19 protein-coding genes are annotated in these 21052 nt (G+C 47.8%); 8 read left to right on the forward strand and 11 right to left on the reverse strand.

What is annotated here, in order from left to right; all coding sequences use genetic code 11:
* Positions 1-176: 176 nt before the first annotated feature.
* The 5 genes from ACPEPR_RS02170 to ACPEPR_RS02190 form a co-directional block, all read right to left on the reverse strand.
* On the reverse strand, positions 177-1805 hold the full coding sequence (locus tag ACPEPR_RS02170) for an ABC transporter permease (protein WP_005176455.1): 1629 nt from the start codon (positions 1803-1805) through the stop codon (positions 177-179).
* Positions 1806-1885: 80 nt separating this feature from the next.
* Positions 1886-2899 (reverse strand): extracellular solute-binding protein, encoded by a 1014-nt coding sequence (locus tag ACPEPR_RS02175; protein WP_016659966.1) that lies wholly within the window; start codon positions 2897-2899, stop codon positions 1886-1888.
* 24 nt (positions 2900-2923) lie between these two features.
* Positions 2924-4042 (reverse strand): ABC transporter ATP-binding protein, encoded by a 1119-nt coding sequence (locus ACPEPR_RS02180; RefSeq protein ID WP_168394998.1) that lies wholly within the window; start codon positions 4040-4042, stop codon positions 2924-2926.
* A gap of 309 nt (positions 4043-4351) precedes the next feature.
* Positions 4352-5044, reverse strand: a complete 693-nt coding sequence (locus tag ACPEPR_RS02185) for a pirin family protein (protein WP_005176460.1) — start codon at positions 5042-5044, stop codon at positions 4352-4354.
* 169 nt (positions 5045-5213) lie between these two features.
* The gene (locus ACPEPR_RS02190) at positions 5214-6452 is read right to left on the reverse strand and encodes a L,D-transpeptidase family protein (protein WP_168395000.1); all 1239 of its coding nucleotides are present in this window, start codon (positions 6450-6452) and stop codon (positions 5214-5216) included.
* Between the two features lie 204 nt (positions 6453-6656).
* Here ACPEPR_RS02190 and hemE point away from each other — a divergent pair, with 204 nt between their 5' ends.
* The 5 genes from hemE to ACPEPR_RS02215 all read left to right on the forward strand — a co-directional run bounded on the left by hemE (position 6657) and on the right by ACPEPR_RS02215 (position 12644).
* The gene (gene hemE / locus ACPEPR_RS02195) at positions 6657-7727 is read left to right on the forward strand and encodes a uroporphyrinogen decarboxylase (RefSeq protein WP_005176463.1); all 1071 of its coding nucleotides are present in this window, start codon (positions 6657-6659) and stop codon (positions 7725-7727) included.
* A 28-nt stretch (positions 7728-7755) separates the two neighbouring features.
* Positions 7756-8580 (forward strand): DUF817 family protein, encoded by an 825-nt coding sequence (locus tag ACPEPR_RS02200; protein WP_168395004.1) that lies wholly within the window; start codon positions 7756-7758, stop codon positions 8578-8580.
* A 123-nt stretch (positions 8581-8703) separates the two neighbouring features.
* Positions 8704-9174 carry a DUF3015 family protein gene (locus tag ACPEPR_RS02205; protein WP_005176467.1) on the forward strand — a complete coding sequence of 157 codons (471 nt, stop codon included), beginning with the start codon at positions 8704-8706 and terminating at the stop codon, positions 9172-9174.
* A 76-nt stretch (positions 9175-9250) separates the two neighbouring features.
* Positions 9251-11149 (forward strand): DUF4105 domain-containing protein, encoded by a 1899-nt coding sequence (locus ACPEPR_RS02210; protein WP_286422939.1) that lies wholly within the window; start codon positions 9251-9253, stop codon positions 11147-11149.
* A gap of 133 nt (positions 11150-11282) precedes the next feature.
* Positions 11283-12644 carry a diguanylate cyclase gene (locus tag ACPEPR_RS02215; protein WP_423561869.1) on the forward strand — a complete coding sequence of 454 codons (1362 nt, stop codon included), beginning with the start codon at positions 11283-11285 and terminating at the stop codon, positions 12642-12644.
* Positions 12645-12755: 111 nt separating this feature from the next.
* On the opposite strand, the gene ACPEPR_RS02220 is transcribed toward ACPEPR_RS02215, so the two are convergent.
* From ACPEPR_RS02220 to ACPEPR_RS02245, 6 genes are all read right to left on the reverse strand, one after another.
* The gene (locus ACPEPR_RS02220; RefSeq protein ID WP_005176472.1) at positions 12756-13112 is read right to left on the reverse strand and encodes a cupin domain-containing protein; all 357 of its coding nucleotides are present in this window, start codon (positions 13110-13112) and stop codon (positions 12756-12758) included.
* A 96-nt stretch (positions 13113-13208) separates the two neighbouring features.
* Positions 13209-13757: a GTP cyclohydrolase I FolE gene (gene folE, locus ACPEPR_RS02225; RefSeq protein ID WP_005176473.1), complete on the reverse strand. Its 549-nt coding sequence runs from the start codon at positions 13755-13757 to the stop codon at positions 13209-13211.
* Between the two features lie 93 nt (positions 13758-13850).
* A complete protein-coding gene (locus ACPEPR_RS02230) occupies positions 13851-14534 on the reverse strand; it encodes a Smr/MutS family protein (protein WP_016659975.1) in 684 nt (227 codons plus the stop codon).
* Positions 14535-14740: 206 nt separating this feature from the next.
* Complete coding sequence (gene trpC / locus ACPEPR_RS02235; RefSeq protein WP_005176475.1) at positions 14741-15547, reverse strand: indole-3-glycerol phosphate synthase TrpC; 807 nt, start codon at positions 15545-15547, stop codon at positions 14741-14743.
* 17 nt (positions 15548-15564) lie between these two features.
* Positions 15565-16611, reverse strand: coding sequence for an anthranilate phosphoribosyltransferase (trpD, locus tag ACPEPR_RS02240; protein WP_016659977.1), 1047 nt, complete (start codon positions 16609-16611; stop codon positions 15565-15567).
* A gap of 19 nt (positions 16612-16630) precedes the next feature.
* Positions 16631-17215 (reverse strand): anthranilate synthase component II, encoded by a 585-nt coding sequence (locus ACPEPR_RS02245; RefSeq protein WP_005176479.1) that lies wholly within the window; start codon positions 17213-17215, stop codon positions 16631-16633.
* Positions 17216-18024: 809 nt separating this feature from the next.
* On the opposite strand from ACPEPR_RS02245, the gene glnA reads away from it, so the two are divergent.
* From glnA to ubiA, 3 genes are all read left to right on the forward strand, one after another.
* Positions 18025-19440 (forward strand): type I glutamate--ammonia ligase, encoded by a 1416-nt coding sequence (gene glnA / locus ACPEPR_RS02250; protein WP_171301053.1) that lies wholly within the window; start codon positions 18025-18027, stop codon positions 19438-19440.
* 182 nt (positions 19441-19622) lie between these two features.
* Positions 19623-20132: a chorismate--pyruvate lyase family protein gene (locus tag ACPEPR_RS02255; RefSeq protein ID WP_016659978.1), complete on the forward strand. Its 510-nt coding sequence runs from the start codon at positions 19623-19625 to the stop codon at positions 20130-20132.
* An 8-nt stretch (positions 20133-20140) separates the two neighbouring features.
* Entirely contained in the window at positions 20141-21019 is an 879-nt protein-coding gene (gene ubiA, locus ACPEPR_RS02260; protein ID WP_104488826.1) for a 4-hydroxybenzoate octaprenyltransferase, read from the forward strand.
* Positions 21020-21052 lie beyond the last annotated feature (33 nt).

Consider the following 21052-nt stretch of genomic DNA (forward strand, 5'->3'; position numbering starts at 1 on the left):
ACTATCTGCCTAAACTATTTCTGAATAAAATTCTTTATCCCAAGCTTATTAAAAATCAAAAGTGTATCTCTATTTTATAAGGCTATTCTCTTTAAACGATTTTCACTATAAAAAGAGAGAAGGCTAAACTTGCACTCAATGTTGAAGCAGAGTTTAGCCAGTTCATCTAGTTCAGATTAACGTACAGTTTTCCCCAACCGTGCCAGTAAAATCACTGGAATCAGTCCGACCAGAACAATCAATAAGGCTGCAATTGCGCCTTCTTCATAGGTACCACGTGAGGCTTCGGCATATAACTGCGTGGCCAGGGTTTCCATATTCAGCGGACGTAGCAACAATGTGGCCGGCAGCTCTTTCATACAATCCACAAAAATCAGTAAGGCTGCTGAAATCAGTGCAGGACGTAATAAAGGCAAATGGATACGGGTCAGAATCCCGCCTTTGCTCTGGCCCAGATTACGTGCGGCATCATCAAAAACGCCATGAATCCGGTTATACCCCGATTCAATCCCGCCAATTGAAATGGCTAGAAAGCGTACCGCATAGGCGTAAATTAAGGTGAAACTGGTGCCTAAAAACAGCAGGCCGGTATCCAGACCAAGCTGGAATTCCAGAAAATCCGCTACGGCGTGATCAATCGCGCCCAAAGACAGCATCAGGCCAATGGCCAGTACGGTGCCCGGAATGGCATAGCCCAAACTGGCAACCCGGCTTAGCCAGCTGCTTCGGCTAAACCGTGCGGTACTCACAATCATAAAGCCAATCAGCATGGTCACAAAAGTGGCAATACTGGCTAAGGTAAGCGTATTGATTGAGGCTTGCAGCAGATATTCAGAGAAACCGGCATATTGTAAACGCTGATAAGATTCGACCAGTAAATGACTGATCGGAATTAGAAAACCAATAATCACCGGAATCAGCCCTAGGCCGAATAGCAGCCAGGCTTTGGCGCCGGTCACTGGCTGGGCGGGCATCAGCCGGCTACGCTGGGCCGAGTTCATATAGCGCTGTTTGCGTCGCCCCAGCCGTTCTACCAGTACCAGCAGGCTAATGATCAGCAACATAAAAATTGCAATCTGGGCGGCACTGGCCAGATCGGACTGGTTGGTCCAGGTCGAATAAATTGACAGGGTCAGGGTTTTAATGCCCAGAAATTCGGTGGCACCAATATCATTGATGGTTTCCATCAGGGCCAGACTGGCACCAACCGCAATGGCCGGGCGAGCCAGCGGAATCGCAACCCGGAAAAATACCTGTTCCGGTTTTAATCCCAGACTGCGCGCTACTTCAATCAGGCTGGCTGACTGCATCAGGAACATGGCACGGGTGCTTAAATAGACATAGGGATACAGCACAAAACTAAGCAGAAAAATCGCGCCCCAGAGCGAGCGGATATTCGGAAACCAGAGCTGCTGCATTTCTAGCTGAAGCCAGTCCCGCAGCAGGGTCTGCACAGGACCAATCGGATGCAAAATATCAATATAGCTATAGGCAATAATATAGGTCGGTACGGCCAAGGGCAGTAACAGTGCCCAGTCCAGAAAACCACGGCCACGGAATTGATAGGCCGTGACCAGCCAGGCACTGCCGGTACCAATCAGAATCGTCAGAATCCCGACACCAAACAGCAACAGGCCGGTTTCAATCAGGGTGGGAGGAATCACATATTGCAGCAGATGGTCCCAAATCTCGCTATTGCCCTGTAAGGCCGTCCAGAGCAAAGCCAGCACAGGCAGACAGGCCAGCAGGGTAAACAGGCCACTGAGTGAAAAAAGTGCAGTTACAGGAGATTTTTTCTGGGTCATCGGGGGATCAACAGGCTGGACATGGACACAAGACTGATAGCACGAGCAGCAGTCTGCCCGCGCTATCTGATGATTCAGGTTTAGTGATTAAACTGGACTTTATCAACCAGCAGATTGGCTGCCTTACGATGGCGAGCAATCTCACTTAAACGCAGTGAATCAATATCTAACTTGCCGAAACTGGCGATAATCGGATCAATCTTCACGCCTGGTTTGACCGGATATTCATAACCACTTTGTGCATACATGGCCTGAGCCTGATCTGAGGCCAGGAACTCCAGTAACTGTACCGCTTCTTTGCGATTTGGCGCATGTTTGGCTACAACTGCACCTGAAACATTGACATGGGTGCCGCCATTTTTAAAGCGCGGTAACACCACATTAATGGCATTGCCCCAGCGCTGCTGTTCAGCATTGCCATTGCGCATGGTGCCCACATAATAGGTATTGGCCACACCAATATCACAGATTTTACCCAGAATATCGCGCGCCACATCGCGGTCACCGCCACTGGCTGGACGCGCCAGATTGGCTTTAACGCCGCGTAACCAGGTTTCTGCCGCTTTTTCACCATGATGGGCAATATAGGCGGCAATTAACGCGGTATTGTAGGGATGGCTACCCGAACGGATACAGATTTTACCTTTCCATTGCGGATTGGCCAGATCTTCATAATGAATGGCGTTCAGCGGCGTACGTTCTTTGGAGGCATAGACTGCACGGGCACGCATTGACAGGGCATACCAGTGGCCATTGGCTGCACGTAAATTGGCCGGAATGGCATTATTTAATACTTTGGAATTCACGCGCTGGGTGAGGTCCGCTTCGACCAGATCCACCAGATTGCCAAAATCGACGGTCAGCATCACATCGGCCGGTGAACGGCGTCCTTCAGCTTTCACTCGCTCCAGCAGACCATCTTTAATAAATACGGTATTGACCTTAATGCCGCTGCTTTCGGTAAATTCTTTCAATAAGGGCTGAATCAGCACCGGTTCACGCGTGGTATACAGGTTTACCTGCGCGGCTTGCGCCAGACCGCTCAGCGCCAGCAGGCCGCTGGCCAGCAGTGGAATTTTGATTGTTACTTTCATCGTTTTTCATTCCTTATTGTCAATTTAAAAAGCGTTGGCCACTTCAGCCGTGGTGGTTGTATGGGCTTTCGGCTGTGAATCTTGAGCGAAGAAAAAACACTGCTGCAGATCGAGGCGCACATAAACCTGTCCCTGATAAGCGGTCTGTGCCGGGCTGACCTGCGCCAGAATAATGTTTTCGGGGTCCAGTTGCAGGCGTAACTGTTCGGCATGGCCCATAAAGCTGGAGGACAGCACCGTCGCCGGGATTGCGCCGGCTGTCGGCTGGCTAAACACCTGCACCTGATGTGGACGGAAACAGCAGCGGATTGGCTCTTGGTGCTGCACCAGCGCTTCACTGATGGGATGTGTGCCAAAACAGGTCTGTAACTGCTGCGCGACACGCTGCGCCGGAATTTCATTCAGGGCAGAAAAATAACGGGCGGCAAATAAGGTGGCTGGCTGTCGGTATAGGGCTTTCGGCGTACCGATCTGAATAATTTCGCCCTGATGCATCAGGATAATCTGATCGGCAATTTGCAGCGCCTCTTCCGGATCATGGGTGACAATGACTGTAGTGGTGCCAGTCTGCTTCAGAATCTCGATGGTATTTTGCCGGATCTGGTCGCGCAGGCGATGATCGAGATTGGAAAAAGGTTCATCCATCAAAAGCACCTGCGGTTTAGGTGCCAGGGCACGGGCCAGGGCCACGCGCTGCTGCTCGCCACCAGACAGGGTATAAGGATAGCTGTGCAGATGATGCTGCATCGAAACATGCTGTAGCGCCTGCTCGGCCACCGCCTGACGCTGTGCTTTGGGCAGTTTTTTCAGGCCAAACATGACATTGTCCAGTACGCTTAAATGCGGAAACAGGGCATAGTCCTGAAACACCAGACCAATATTGCGCGCTTCGGCTGGAATCTGTTGCTGTTCATTCCACAGGATTTGCTGTTCAAGCTGGATTGAGCCACTGCTTGGGGTTTCTAATCCGGCAATCAGACGAAGCATGGTGGTTTTGCCACAGCCAGAATGGCCCAGCAGGCAGAGAATCTGTCCGCGCTGTGCAGACCAGCTGGCCTGATGCACCGCAAAACGAGAGCCGAATTGTTTGCTCAGTTGCCGAATGGTCAAGACATTGGCCTGAGCTGCAGTGTAAGCATTCATGGTCAATTCACAGGATGATTTTTATGCAGTTATTATAACTGAGAATTTTTCTCATGTAGAGTGTTTTTACCAATGAGAATGTAAATAGTTTCAGTTTTGAGAGTTTTATCGGGTTACAGGCAATCGGCCGATTTTATTCAGTTTATTTTCATAAATGGTATTTGAGTTGCTGCAAAGGGTGCAGCTTAAACAGACTGTTCACACTCAGGTAAAAGTCAATCAAGGCCGGCTTTAAGACATAAAAATAGCCGCTCAATGGAGCGGCTATTGGGCCAAAATCATCATGGCCCTTGGGAGAGAAGGACGGGTTTATTTGCCCGGTAAGTCAAACCAGATCATCTGGCTTTCTTCGGTTGCCTGAATATCCGCATGTTCCGCGAATAACAGTGCATCACCAGCTTTAACCGTATGTTCACCAATCTGCACTTCACCACGAATCACATGCACATAGTTGAGCTGCTGGGTCGCCTGTACGTTTAGGCTTTGGCCGGCTTCAAGTACCGCGGTTTTCACTTCAGCCTGCTGGCGAATATGCATTGGAGCCTGTTCGTTCGGGCCAACAATCAGGTGCCATTGGTTCGGCTGTTCACGTGGGTCGAGTTTAATTTGCTGATAATTTGGCTCTGCATCACGCACATTTGGATGAATCCAGATTTGCAGCATATGCACTGGTACATCGCCCTGGTTGATTTCACTGTGCTGAACCCCGGTTCCGGCGCTCATCAGCTGCCATTCACCCGCACTGATATGCCGTTCATTGCCCATGCTGTCTTTATGTGAAATGGTGCCATCCAGTACACAGGTTAAAATTTCCATGTTGTCATGCGGATGGGTACCAAAACCATTGTGGGCAGCAATCCGGTCATCATTAATCACACGAAGCACACTCACACCCATGTATTTCGGGTTGTACCAGCTGCCAAATGAAAAGCTGTGTTTGGTGTCTAACCAGCCGGCTTTAACATGACCACGTTCTTCACTACGATGTAAGTAGGCGTTCATCAGATAATCCTCTAATTCTTTTTGAGCTTGAGGCTATCTTAGTGTTTTACCTGGTGCCTGTTCTAGGCATGGAATGCAACATATCGTTCCAGATTCGCAACGTCATAGATTCAAACCTCCGTAATCAAAAAAGCCTGCATCGGCAGGCTTTTTATGGGGTATAAGCAGATTATTCGAGGAATTTAACCGTAACCCCTGAACGGACTTTACTGCCCAGGTCGTTGGCATCCCAGTTGGTCAGACGGATACAGCCATGCGAATAGGATTTAGAAATCATCGACGGGTTTGGCGTACCGTGAATACCAAAGGATTTTTTGCTCAGACCAATCCAGATATTCCCCACTGGACCGTTTGGACCTGGTGGTAAGGACAGTGGCTTCATGTTTTTGCCCTGGATAAAGTTACTTGGCGAGTAGCTGTACCACGGGTTTGGTGCCACACCAGTCACTTTATAAGTCCCGGTTGGTGAAGGGGTGTTGGTATTACCAATACTGGCCGGGAATGATGCGATCATCTGGTTGCGGCTGTTAAATAGATACAGCTGTTTAGCACCTTTATGCGCCACAATCAGATGGATATCTTCCGGCAGGTCATTACGCACATTGGCCACAATCAGTTTTTGACCGGCTTTGTTAAAGTTGGCATTTGGATTGAGCTTTTTCAGGAAGTTCTCATCCATATGAAACTTTTCACCCAGCATTTCAGTGACGCTGGTATAGTGCAGGCCTTTCATTTTGGCTTGCAGTGCATAATCGCCCGGAATTGATTTCACATACGGACCTTTCAGGTCATCTTCAGTAATGGTGTATTCCACGAAAGCCGGTTTTGAACCCTGACGGGCAATTAAAGCATCCCAGGTTTCCTGCGTCAGCACACCAGTCGGTTTAATCCCGTTCATCTGCTGGAAAGAGGCAATCGCTTTCAGGGTATTTTTACCGCTGGTTCCATCAATCGCACCCGGAGAAGCATGAGCATTATTGAGCATCACATGCGCGCGCGCATAGACCGGGAACTGGCCTTTGCCAATATTTTCATACCAGCTGGCATTGTTCAGGCCATCTAAAGTCCAGGAGGCTTTGGCTGGCGCTGTGTTGGCTGAAGTTGTTGCAGGCGCAGCAGTTGTCGGTGCACTGCCGATATCAGCCTGGGTATCTTCGGCATTTTGCAGGTCTTCTAGGGTCGCTGAAGCCTTGTTTAAATCTTGTTCTTCTTGTTGCGTAATTTGCGTTTCAACTTCTGAAGGTACGACTGCCGCTGATGCGTCTGTTGCAAGCGGATCAATCGGATCTTCAACCGCTGTATCGCTAATCAATTGAGGATTCAACGGCTGTTCAGCAGTGGTTGCAGCCAGGGCTGTACCAGCAAACATGCAACTTAAACTCATGGCGAGTACTGTGCGAACGAACATGTAAGTCAACCTTAAGAATTATTCATTTACATTTTAAAAACTACACAAGTATTACAGAAAAAATGAGGAGATGCAGTATCTGTTTTGTGTAAATATCACTTTTATCTTTTACAGTCCGGCATTTTTAAAGGACTAAAGAAGTTATTAAAATTTCTGCCTTTTTGATATGATGGATGCAAGATTCAGTCGAAGTTAGGAAAGTAAATGACGGCCTTAAAAAATGATCGTTTTCTACGTGCCTTGTTGCGTGAACCCGTAGATACCACGCCGGTATGGATGATGCGTCAAGCAGGACGTTATCTGCCTGAGTATCGTGAAACCCGTGCCAAGGCCGGAGATTTTCTTTCCTTGTGCAAAAATACCGAATTTGCCTGTGAAGTGACCTTACAGCCTTTGCGCCGTTATGAGCTGGATGCAGCCATTCTATTCTCCGATATTTTAACCGTACCGGATGCTTTGGGCTTAGGTTTGTACTTTGAAGCTGGTGAAGGTCCGAAGTTTCATAAAACCGTGCGTACCGAGCAGGATGTCGCCAATCTGCCGAATTTTAATGCCAAGTCAGATCTGGACTATGTCATGAATGCGGTATCGACCATTCGTTCAGCTCTGGGCGGACAGGTGCCGTTAATTGGTTTTTCCGGCAGTCCGTGGACGCTGGCGACTTATATGGTTGAAGGTGGTTCAAGCAAGGATTTCCGCTTTACCAAGCAGATGATGTATGCCCAGCCGGAAGTGCTGCATGCCTTGCTCGACCGTCTGGCAGTCGCCGTGATTGACTATTTGAATGCGCAAATTGATGCTGGCGCACAAGCGGTACAGATTTTTGACAGCTGGGGTGGGGCACTGGCGCATCGTGAATATATCGAGTTCTCGCTGAACTATATGCAAAAGATTGTAGCGGGTCTGCAACGCGAAAAAGATGGCCGTAAAATTCCGGTCATTCTATTTACCAAAGGCGGCGGTCAATGGCTGGAGCCAATGGTGGCCACCGGTGCCGATGCCTTTGGTCTGGACTGGACCACGCCATTAAATGTGGCGCGCCAAACCGTGAATGGCCGTGCTGCCTTACAGGGCAACCTGGATCCAGCCACGTTATATGGAAGCCCGGACTCAATTGCCAAGGCGACCAAAGCCATGCTGGATGATGCCTATGCGCATGGTGAAAAAACTGGCTATATTGCCAACCTTGGACATGGCATTACCCAATGGGTTGATCCGGCCAATCCGAAAGTCTTTATTGATACGGTGCATGAATACAGTGCCAAGTACCTTTAAGAAGATGCAACAATATTAGGATTCAGCCTTGATCACAATTTTAAAATCAGGTTTTGAATTCGCTTATAAGGCAGCTTCGGCTGCCTTATTTGGAATTTTATTGCTGATTGCTTTTGCTTTTACCGCCAGTCTGGGTAGCCAGGACTATTACGGTTTTTTCCGTTATGACTATTTGCTGTTTTATGCGGTCCTTATCCAGATTTTACTGTTGTATCTCAAGCTGGAATCCTGGGCCGAGGCCAAAGTCATTGCGCTGTTTCATCTGCTGGCGATGATTATGGAAATTTTTCTGACCCATCCGGCGATTGCGTCCTGGCAGTATCCGCAGCCGGCCGTATTTAAAATTATGACCGTGCCGCTGTTTGCCGGGTTTATGTATTCGGCCGTCGGCAGTTTCTTTGCCCGGTCCTTGCGTTTGTATCGGGTATCTTTTACTCGCTTGCCGGGTTTTGCCAATATGCTGAGTCTGGCGGTGCTGTCTTATATTAATTTTATGAGCAAGTTTTTTGTGCCGGATATCCGCTATGTGCTGTTTGCCTGGAGCGTGCTGATATTCTGGAAAACCCGTATCCAGTTTGAATTGCAGCATCACCGGATGAAGCTGCCGATGTTACCGGTCTTGCTGTTACTGGCCTTTATTATCTGGATTGCAGAAAATATCAGTACTTTTTACCAGATCTGGCTGTATCCAAGTCAGGTCGACAGCTGGCATATGGTTGGCTGGGGCAAGCTGGGGTCCTGGTATCTGCTGTTATTGCTGAGTCTGGTGCTGGTCTTGAAAATTCTGGGCGATCGTCAGCCGAATGGCATCTGGCAACTGAAACCTACGCACTTAAAGGATATAGAAAAATAATTTTTCCACTTTGGTATAAAGTGTTTTGTGTTCGCTGGCGGATGCGTTATCTTTAAACAGTGTAATAAAAATTACACATTGTGAAACAATAACAAACTCAGATAATAAATTCTGGAGACTTTTATGTTAAAAAAATTAGCTTTGGCAGCAGTATTGGCAGCAGGTTCAACAGCAGCATTTGCAGACGCTGATGCCGGCTGTGGTATTGGTTCTCAAGTTTGGGCAGGTCAGTCTGGTAAAGTGCCTAAAATTTTAGCTGCTACAACCAATGGTATTTTTGCAAACCAGTTGTTCGGTATTACCTTCGGTACTTTAGGCTGTAGCGGTACTGGTACTGTAACTGCGCAAGTGGTGACATTTACCAATGAAAATGCCGAAACGCTGGCGCGTGATATGGCTGTAGGCGAGGGTGAAAGCCTGAACGTACTGGCTGAATTACTGAGCATTAAAGCAGAAGACAAAGCACGTTTCTTTGCAGTGACCAAACAAAACTTCTCTGAAATTTATTCAGCTGACAACCAGACTTCTGTTGAAGTGCTGGCTTCTTTACAGTCAGTGATGGCACAAGACGACATCTTAAAAGCCTACGTCTAATTAAGCATCCCATAAAACCCTGTCTTCTGGCAGGGTTTTTCTCTATATAAGAACCGAATAAGAATTGATCTGCTGAATGAAACCTCTTGCTTTTGTATGTGCTGCTTTGTTATCTCCTGTGGCGTATGCCGCGACGTCTTCTCCTGAATCTTCAACGCCGGCACAGTTGTATATCCAGCGTGCTGAACAGCAGCAACTGGCACAGCAAAATACCTGGCAACGCTTAATGTATGCCAATACTTCCGGGCAGAGTACTGTCAGCTATGCCGGCTATTTTTTAACAGAGGCCAAAACACCCGATTTAAATCAGGAATTACAGGCGCATATTGCAGCGCTGTTTCAGCAGGCCGAGCCAAATCAATCGGTACAATGCCGTTTTCCGGCACGTAGCCGCTGGCTGGTGCAACAACTGAATATTCCACAGACGGAACTGGCTGCCGTGGCCTGTCCGGAACTGGATGAATGGATTGGCCAGATTCGTCCATACAAAACCACTTTAATTTATGCCACCGATTTTATGGGCAATCCCAGCTCCATGTTCGGGCATACCTTGCTGCGACTGGACCCGAAAGATCAGCAGGAACTGAACCTGATTTCCTATGCGGTAAATTATGCGGCCACAGTGCCGGGTGAGCAAAGCTGGTCCTATGCCTGGAAAGGTCTGACCGGACAGTATCCGGGTGAATATTCCCTCATGCCGTATTACCGCAAGGTTAAGGAATATGGTGATCTGGAAAGCCGCGATTTATGGGAATACGAGCTGGATTTAAGCCCGGATGAAACCCGTTTTCTGGTGGAACATATCTGGGAAATGAAGCACGTCAGCTTTCCCTATTATTTTGTCAGTGATAACTGTGCCTATCGTTTATTGGGCCTGATTGATCTGGTCCGTCCAGAGCTGAATTTACAGCAACAGTTTAAAGTGGCGTCGATTCCAGTTGAAACCATCAAGGCGCTGGCAGATTCAGATCTGGTCAAAGACACCGTGTATCGCCCGGCGCTAGAAACCCAGTTACTGGCTCAAGCCCGCCAGCATGGTACAGACCTGGCGCAAGCTGCACATCAGCTGGCTTTTGCCGAATCTGCCGATTTAAATACGTTATTACAGTCTTATACCGCATTAGAGCAGGCCAAAATACTGGAAATGGCCTACGATGATCTGTACCTGCAGTTTTTAGCCCGCAAGGTCGAAACCGGTTTTGCCCAGCCACGTTTACGCCAATTACTCAGCCTGCGCAGCCAGCTTCAGGTCGACAAGCAGCGCCGCGCGCCGGACGTCCCAAACGTTGATCCAAGCCAGGGCCATCATGCGCGTAACCTGACGCTAAGTACCGGTGAAGTACAGGGACAGTCCTTTATCGAACTGGGGCATCGGCAAGCCTATCATGATCTGCTCGATCCGCAAGGTGGTTTTCGCACCGGGACTCAATTGCTATTTTTACAGGGTGCGCTGCAATATCGGGATGAAACCCTAAAACTGAGTCAGCTCGATGTGCTGGCGGTGAACTCCTATAACCCGATTACGCCGTTTAAAACACCATTGTCCTGGGGTTTTAATCTGGGCTGGACCCAGGAAGCGCTCGATCAGCATGGTCAGTTCAGCACTCAGGAACAGCATGGTGTAGCCAATTTACAGGTCCAGATGGGCTATAGCTGGGCCAGTGCCGACCGTGAGCATATTTGCTATGCCCAGCTACAAAACCATCTACAGGCCGGTAAAGCACTGGGTCGTGGCTGGCGCGTGGGTGTCGGACCCACCTTGGGCTGCCAGAATATCTGGAGTCGGCAGCTGAATAGTGTGCTGCAAGTGGAATTGCCATACTGGGAAGATGCCCAGCAATGGAATTTGAGACTGCACAGCCAGCTGCAATATGTGCTGAATCCGCAGCATGCGATTCGTCTGGGCTGGGAATATCAGCAGCAGGATCAACAGGACTGGCATCAGACCAGTCTTGGTTATGCCTGGTTCTTTTAAGCTGAAGTCGTGAAGTCAGGCTTGAAAATCCAGATTGTTATTAAGTGAATATTCATTTAATTCACAAAAGAATTGTCTTATGTGACAGCTGCGTTAAAATCTGCGCTGTAATTCATCTGTGTGAGGCGGTTGTATGAACCAAGAGCGTATAGAGGAACTTGCAGCGCAGTGGCAGGCGATTTGCGGGCAATTTTCTGAAACCGATTTAAGCTATAGCTTCGAGTTCATTCAACAGCATGTCACGGTGCTGGTGGCCGAATTTTATCGACAGATGATGAAGGAGCAGGAAGCCTCTTATTTCCTGTCTGATGAACTGGTGCGTAGCCGCCTGAAAAATGCCTTGCAGCAATGGCTGCTGGACAGTTTTGCAGTTCCGTTCAAGCAGGATTTTAAAGCCATTGTCGCCAAGCAGCTGAAAGTTGGGGAAGTGCATGCGCGTATTGGCGTTCCCTCCTGGCTGATTATTCGCGGTATCCGCGAAATCCAGCGCAAAAGTTTTGCCTTTTTTCTGCAAACCCCGCAGGCCGATGTACTGGCTGCTGCCGATTATATGACCCAGGTGCTGAGCCTGGCCGCGGAAATTATGTGCCGCACTTATGAGGCCAAGGTGGAAATTCATAATGATATGAAACACACCTACCGCCTGTTTTCTGCCATGCAGGATGTGGCCGTGCAAAAAGACCGCCAGCGCGGTTGTCTGCTGGACTGGGAAAATGAGCTGATGTTTAAAGCCTTTTCTGACCAGTCACAGCTGTTTCATCCGCCACTCTCCAAATCTGAATTTGGCCTGTGGTTCATTCATAAAGCAGCCTATGCTTTTGCCAGCGCCGAGCAGGTCGAGTTTATTATCCAGCGGATTTATCAGGTGGATCAGTTGAACCAGCAGCTGCTGGACACTTCCAATCAGCAGCAGAAGCTGTTACTGATTCAGCAGATTCGCTGTAAAAACCGCGAAATCCAGCATCTGGTCGATCAGCTGTTTCAGGTGGCGGAATATATCGGCACGGGCAATGATTCGCTGACCCAGCTGTTAAACCGGCGTTATTTAAATACCATCCTGATTCGTGAAATCCAGTTCTCGCGCAAAAACCGCTCACCTTTAAGTCTACTGGCGATTGATGCCGATTTCTTTAAAGAGATTAATGACCGCTATGGCCATGCCGCCGGTGATCTGGCCTTGCAGTTTATGGCCGAAGTGCTGCTGGAATCGAGCAAGGGCAGTGATTATGCTTTCCGGGTTGGTGGGGAAGAGTTTTTATTGCTGCTGGTCGATAGTGACTGGAACCGGGCCCAGATGATTGCCGAAACCATCCGTCGCCGGGTTGAAGATACCCCAATCCGTTCTGCTGAAGGTGAGAGTTTTAAATTTACCGTGAGTATTGGCGCAGTGCAGTATGATGGCCATCCGGATTATCAGCGTTTTCTGGATGCCGCAGATGCAGCCTTATATAGCGCCAAAAATACCGGACGTAATCAGGTCTATCTGGCCAAATAAGCCTTTTAAGTCTCATCCAGGCATGAAAAAACGCCCAAAACTGTCGGGCGTTTTTTATATCAAAGCAGCAAGATAAAACCAGCCAAAACATCAAAAAGCTCAAGCGGTATTTTAGGCCTCAACCACCACATAATATTTTTTCACTGCTGCAACCACTTCAAAGGTACCGACAAAACCCGGTGGAATAATTCCGGCCTGACCGGCGGTAACTTCAATATATTGTCCGTGCTGGTCATGAATACGCACCACGCCTTCAATCACATTAAAGAATTCCTGTTTATTGTCAGCAAAGACAATATTCCAGGCGCCGACTTCGCACTGCCAGATGCCACAGCTCATATTGGGATGTTCATAGGCACTATAGGTATCACGTTTGGGATTGCCTTTGACCAAACGATCCGGACGCGGGAAGTCGACACTGCATTCACTTTGGGTCAGGCCCTGACCGGCTAAATAAATTGAAGACATTTGCATTCCTTAAAATAATAGGGAAACCAGCGGTAGTATAAGAAACAGGACATAAAAAAGCCCCAACAGATGTCGAGGCTCCAGCATTATTTAGGTTTAGTAACTTTCAGGTACGGCACTTAAAAATTCACGGCGTGCATCTTTATCAGTTTTAAAGTCACCAATAAATGACACGGTACGTGTGGTCGATTCCTGCTTGCCAACACCACGCATCATCATGCACATGTGTGCAGAGTCAATCACTACCGCAACACCGCGGGCTTTGGTCACTTCAGCCACGGCTTCTGCAATCTGCTGGGTCAGGTTTTCCTGAATCTGTAAACGGCGCGCAAACATTTCAGTAATACGGGCAAATTTAGACAGTCCCAAAACATTGCCTTCCGGTAAATAGGCAATATGCACACGGCCATAAAATGGCAGCAGGTGATGCTCGCATAGCGAATAGAATTCGATATTTTTGACCAGCACCATTTCACGGTTATCAGACGGGAACACGGCGTTGTTGGTCACTTCAGCCAACGTCTGGCTATAACCCGAGGTTAAATACGAAAATGCTTTAGCAGCACGCATAGGCGTATCTTTGAGACCAGGGCGATTTAAATCTTCACCAACGGCAGTAAGAATGTTTGCGTAGGATTGCTGCATAGACATAAGACGTGTTCACTTACACTGATATTGAACAAGGACGGCATTGTAGCAGAAAACCGCAACAATGCCTGCTTTTGAGGAAAAATCCGCTTATTGTTTAAACTTTGGATTCTTTTCTGCACGTTTTAGCAGAACCAGCACCGCACCGGTGCCGCCCTGTTTTTCCGGTGCACTGACAAAGGCCAGAACATCACGATGCTGACGTAACCAGCCATTGACATAGGTTTTTAAAATGGCTTCCGGGCCTTTCCCATGCACAATTTTAATCACGTTCTGGTTTTCATCTTTGGCCATCTGGATAATTTGCAGCACGGCCACCCGGGCTTCTTCCACGGTACAGCCATGCAGGTCGACCGCTTCAAACCAGCGCAAATTGCCAGCTTTTAAATCTTCAAACACCTTATGCTGCAAGGTGGCAATGCGGTAGCTTAAACTGGCCTGACTGCCCACCGGATTGAGCATGGCTTGCGTGTCCGACAAAATGGTCTCATCAGTTTGCATGGGGCCTTCGGCGGCTGCGCGTTTAGCCAGGGTCTGGGCATCCAGCTTTTTCTTGGTCGGTTGGTTCACCTGCGCGATATTGCCATGATCCATTTTCTGGACCCCACGCATTTCTTTTTGAAACAGCTCAAAATCTTCGGCCTGTTCCTGTTCGGCAGTTTTGATGGCCGGCGCTGCCGGCTCTACGCGCGGATGCGGATTACTGATCTGCTTTTTAAAGTCTTTGAGTAATTTAAACTGTTCTTTCGATAGCGAAGAATCGTGTTTGCTCATAATCGAAAATAGGAGGATAAAATTTCAATCCAGTATAGTCTGAATTACGCCTGATTTGAACTGAAACGGATTCAGCTTGGCGCTGCATCTGGCTTGAAATGAGAGATGTTAAGATGGGGCGATATAGGAAGATGACCGCCCTATGAAAGTAGGGCAGTGCAATTGCACAGTTCAGGATAAACCTGCCTCCTGAACTGCACCAAGACTTAGACCTTTTGCGGCGTACCAAACAGCTCGCTAAAGGCCTGATCCGGACACGGTTGTTTCATAAAGCTTTCACCGACCAGGAAGGCATGAATGTCATGCTCCTGCATCATCTTGACATCTGCCGGGGTGGCAATACCGCTTTCGGTTACCAGTAAACGTGCTGGATCGAGTAATTTTTTCAGACGCAATGAGGTGTTTAAATCCACATCAAAGGTTTTTAAATTACGGTTGTTCACGCCAAGCAGACAGCGATCACTTAAACGCAAAGCGCGTTCCAGCTCTTCTTCGTCATGAACCTCAACCAGTACATCCAGATTGTGTTCAAATGCGGTTTTCGACATTTCTTCCAGTTGCTGGTCTGACAGGCAGGCTACAATCAGCAAGATACAGTCGGCATGTAGCGCACGAGCTTCAACCACACCATAAGGATCAATCAGGAAGTCTTTCCGCAGTGCAGGCAGGCTGCAATGGTTGCGGGCCAGCGCGATATTTTCATCAGCGCCCTGGAAAAAATCGACATCGGTCAGTACAGACAGACAGGCAGCACCGGCAGCTTCATATTGCTGGGCAATTTCAGCCGGATTAAAGTTTTCACGAATAATCCCTTTAGATGGCGAGGCCTTTTTTATTTCTGCAATCACGCCCGGACGTTTGCTTTTCAAGCTTTGGGCAAAACCGCGCACCGGTGTGGCGGCCTGGGCCAGTTGTTCCAGATCATTCAGACTGCGCTGTTTCAGACGTGCAGCAAACTCTTCCTGTTTGCGATCAACAATTTTACCTAAAATGGTATTTGCGATATCCACCATGATTTTATCCTGCCGTCTTAAGCTTCGTACTGTTTTAAGGTTTTGGTAAATTCGGCCAGTACGCCCATTTTTTCCAGTGCCTGACCGCCATAAATAATGTCATGCGCCAGTGCCACACCCTGTTGATAGGTTTTGGTCAGACCAGACACATAAATCCCGGCGCCGGCATTCAGGGCAATCATGTTGGCCGCTTTTTCACCGCGTTCAGATTTATTTTTGCCAAGTGCATCTTTAATCAGGGCCAGACTTTCTGCCGAGTTTTCCACCACCAGACCGGTGAGGGTTTGCGATTCAATGCCCACTTCTTCTGGAGTAATGGTCCATTCGGTGATTTCCCCATCTTTCAGTTCTGCTACGGTCGTGGCAGATGCCAGACTGATTTCATCCAGACCATCACGTGAATGCACCACCAGCACGTGTTCAGCACCCAGCTGGTTCATCACTTCAGCAATCGGGCGGCAGAGTTCGCTGGAGAATACGCCAATCACAAAACGTTTAACTCCGGCCGGATTCGTAAGCGGGCCGAGCAGGTTGAAAATACTGCGAATACCCAGTTCTTTACGTGGGCCAACTGCATATTTCATGGCTTTATGATGGTTCGGCGCAAACAGGAAACCTACGCCCATATCGCGGATACAGCGTTCAGTTTGCTGCATGTTCAGGTCAAGGTTAATTCCGGCCTGTTCCAGTAGGTCAGAGGAACCTGATTTGGTCGATACGCCGCGGTTACCATGTTTGGCAATGGTGGCGCCAGCGGCTGCAATCACAAAGCTGGACGCCGTCGATACGTTAAACAGGTTCTGGCCATCACCGCCGGTACCGACAATATCGACCAGATACGGAATATCGCTAACGTCAATTTTAATCGCGAACTCACGCATCACGCGCGCGGCTGCGGTAATTTCATCAATGCTTTCACCTTTCAGGCGCAGGCCCATCATCAGGGCACCAATTTGTGCATCGGTGGCTTCGCCCGACATGATGGCACGCATCACATCTTCCATTTGTGGCTGAGTCAGGTGAATCTGTTTTGTAATATGATTTAAAGCTTGTTGAATATTCATGGTGTTCACTTTGTTCAAATTAGGCATAAATTTCTAAAAAGTTCTGGAAGATTTTGTGGCCATGCTGGCTCAAAATGGATTCCGGGTGGAACTGCACGCCTTCAACCGGCAATGTCTTATGTTTCACGCCCATAATTTCTTCCATGGAACCATCGGCTTCATTGGTCCAGCAGGTGACTTCCAGACATTCTGGTAAGGTCGCCTGATCAATCACCAGCGAGTGGTAACGGGTCGCAGAAAACGGGCAGGGCAAATTGCTGAAAATACCCTGATCGCTGTGATACATATCCGATAAACGGCCGTGCATCACTTTTTTGGCCCGTACAATGTTGCCGCCAAAGGCCTGACCAATACTCTGATGGCCCAGACATACGCCCAATAACGGGATTTTGCCGGCAAAATGCTGAATCGCTGGAATGGAAATGCCTGCTTCAGATGGTGAGCACGGACCGGGACCAATCACCAAATACTTCGGTTGCCATCGCTCAATATCTTCTAATGTGACGCTGTCATTGCGAACGACTTTAACTTCTTGATTTAACTCGCCAAAATACTGGACGATGTTGTAAGTAAAGCTGTCGTAATTATCGATCATCAAAAGCATGAGCTTAACCTGTCAAAATTTATGCACCTGACTGTGCTTGAAGAATTCCCTGAAATGCCTGGTTTTCCAAAGTGGAGGGAGGTCACAACACGGCTATTTTTCGAGCGAAAAAATGCGGGGAAAACGCAGTGCAAATCATCATAGCAAAAAATAAACATGTGCGGCTGAACATTTTCAAGCAGAATAGCTTTTATACAGATGAAATCTTTTAAGTTTATGGCTGAGCTGCATTCAGCTTGTGGCTTTTACGTGTCCGCTGTGATGTTGACCCCTCTTGCTGCCAAACCCCTAAAATGATGCATAATGACGCAGATTCACCAAAATGGCGCATTTTAAAATGGGCATAAAAATTTAGCTGAGCACGACTTGCGAAAAGCGCACAGAAAAGCACTTGAAGAAAAAATAAGCAGAAATAAATGAAAATCTGATTTTTACTGGAAAAAAGAGTTTTTATCTATAAATCACTCAATTAATCCAGTCTGAAATTCATTAGAAAAATTGCATGAAGCGCGAAATTGGCGAAATAAACAGCAGTATTATTAAGCTGTGTTAAAATGAAACCTGATTATTTGCACTATTTTGATACACACGAGAAATCTTTTGCAGGAAAAATCGCAAAGAGTGCTTGAATATGGTGCATTTCAGTATAGCCCTAGTATAATAGGCACAAAGCAAAATCCCTAAATCTTAATTTCTCATAAGAAATTCAATATTTTAACTTTGCTTTTAAAAGTTGGTACGGTAATTGCTTAATAACTGCCAACTACTAACACGCACTTGGGTGTGCAACAAAATATCATTGGAGCAAAATGAGCATGGCGAACAAGGTCCTTCAACTCATACAAGAAAGTGGTGCAAAATGGGTCGATTTCCGCTTTACTGATACTAAGGGTAAAGAGCAGCACGTAACTTACCCTGCAGACAGTATCGATGAAGATACCTTCGAAGACGGTAAAATGTTTGATGGTTCTTCAATTGCTGGTTGGAAAGGCATTGAAGCATCTGACATGATTTTACGTCCAGACGCTGAAACTGGTTTCATCGACCCATTCTTTGCGGAACCAACAGTTGTCGTGACTTGTGATGTCATCGAACCATCTACAGGTCAGGGTTATGAACGTGACCCACGCTCGATTGCTCGCCGTGCAGAAGATTACTTAAAGTCTACCGGTATTGGTGATACTGCATTCTTTGGCCCAGAACCAGAATTCTTCGTATTTGACGAAGTGAAATGGGACATCGATATGTCTGGCGCACGCCACACTTTAATTGCTGAAGAAGCGGCTTGGTCTACAGGTAAAGACTACGAGTCTGGTAACTCTGGCCACCGTCCACGCGTTAAAGGCGGTTACTTCCCGGTTCCTCCAGTTGATTCTCACCACGATATGCGTGCAGATATGTGTGCAAAAATCGAAGAGATCATGGGCCCAGGTCGTGTAGAAGTACATCACCACGAAGTTGCATCTTGCCAGTTAGAGATTGGTGTGAGCTTCAACACCATGGTGCGTAAAGCTGACGAAGTGCAACAGTTCAAATATGCGGTGTGGAACGTAGCGCACCAATACGCGAAAACTGCGACGTTTATGCCTAAACCAATGGTAGGCGATAACGGTTCAGGTATGCACGTGCATATGTCGATTTCTAAAGACGGCAAAAACCTGTTCGCGGGTGATGAATACGCTGGTCTGTCTGAAATGGCACTGTACTTCATTGGCGGTATCATCAAGCATGCCCGTTCATTGAATGCGATTACTAACCCTTCGACTAACTCGTACAAGCGTCTGGTTCCGCACTTCGAAGCACCGATTATGCTGGCTTACTCAGCGCGTAACCGTTCTGCTTCTATCCGTATTCCTTACGTGTCTAGCCCGAAAGGCAAACGTATTGAAGCACGTTTCCCAGATCCAATGATGAACCCGTACTTAGGTTTCGCGGCACTGTTAATGGCGGGTATTGACGGTATCCAGAACAAGATTCACCCAGGTGAAGCTGCGGACAAGAACCTGTACGACCTTCCACCGGAAGAAGAAGCAAAAATTCCAACCGTTGCTCACAGCCTTGAAATGGCGCTGGAAGCACTGGCCGCTGACCATGACTACCTGTTAAAAGGTAGCGTGTTTACAAAAGAAATGCTCGATGCTTATATCGAGCTGAAAACTGAAGAAGTTCGTCGTCTGAACACGACTACTCACCCAGTTGAATTAGACATGTACTACAGCCTGTAATTTGACCTCAGATTCATGCTCAGAAAATCCGCGCTTGTCGCGGATTTTTTTATGGCCTTCATATTCATTTAGGTGAGGTAGATTGATAGTGAATATGACATTTGCGCTTTTTGGCTGAAAAGCCCATGGTTTAGTAACAGATTTCAGTTACACTAGGCCAAGCGATAAAAGGGGAATAAGTGATGCGCGGCCAGCAGACCTGTCAATTTCAGGATCAGACCATTCCTGCAGGATTGAAGACATGGCTGTATGCACCGGGCTCTCTGACACAACAATTAACCGATCTGGCCGGTGGCCAGTTTCAGGTACAGCCACTGCGCGAAAGTTTCCAGCGCCTGAGCTTTGAAGATGCCAAATGGCTGGGCATGCCGCATCAGCATACCTCCTGGGTGCGGGAAAGCTATTTATATGGCTGTGAAGAGCAGCCCTGGGTTCAAGCCAAAAGTATTTTTCCGATTTTAAGCCTGCAAAAAAAAGCACGCCTGTTCAAGCATATTGGTAAAAAGCCGATTGGCCGGTTTTTGTTTCAACGTACCAATCCGGCCTGTGAGCGCCGGGTGATTTTATTGCCCGAAGGCTGGACCAGACAGAGCTGCTATACTTGGCATGGTTGTAAATTTATTGTGCAAGAAAGTTTCTTGCCCAGCTTTGAGCAATTTCTACATTCTTCTTTTCAACAGCAACGTGGTTAAGGACAGTCATGGCAACTGCACATTCAATTACCTGGCGTGAGCGCTTGGAAGCCTATTACTATTTATGCCGTTTTGATAAGCCGATTGGCACCGAACTGGTGTTCTGGCCAACCATGTGGGCCTTATGGATTGCTGCTCAGGGAACACCGACCATAGGTGTGCTGATTCCAATGATTCTGGGTGTGATCTTTATGCGTGCGGCAGGCTGTGCCATTAATGACTTTGCCGACCGTAAAGTCGATGCCCATGTTGAGCGCACCAAAACCCGTCCTTTGGCCACCGGCATCATTAGCGCCAAAGAAGCGGTGATGGTGTTTCTGGTGCTGGTTGCTGCCAGTGCCTGCCTGTTGTTGTTCTTGCCGCTTGAAACCTTTTACTGGTCGTTTGGGGCGTTATTTCTGGCTTTTATCTACCCGTTTATGAAACGCTATACTCATTTACCGCAGGTATTTCTGGGCGCCGCATTTTCATGGTCTATTCCTATGGCCTATACCGCGGTGGGTGCAACCCCGGATTTAACCTGCTGGTTATTGTACTTTGGCAACCTGGCCTGGACTGTGGCCTATGACACTCAATATGCGATTACTGACCGCGAATATGATCTCAAAATTGGGGTGAAATCGACCGCCATTTTATTTGGCCGTTATGATATTGAGATTATTTCTGCCTTGCAGCTGATCAGTCTGCTCCTGATTGGCGCGGCGTTGTGGATCGAAAATCTGTTCATGCCATTTGGTCTGGTGGCACTGGCTGCGGTGGCACTGGATTTTATCTATCAATGGCACAAAACCAAAGACCGCAATCCGCAGCAATGTTTCTGGGCTTTTCGGCATAACCGTTGGGTTGGGCTGATGATTTTTGCCGGAATTTTTCTTGCACTTCTCTAGGTTTATGCATTTGGTCTGATCTTGCAAAAAGCC

It is taken from the genome of Acinetobacter sp. AND/436, from assembly GCF_049546925.1.
Taxonomy (GTDB): domain Bacteria; phylum Pseudomonadota; class Gammaproteobacteria; order Pseudomonadales; family Moraxellaceae; genus Acinetobacter; species Acinetobacter indicus.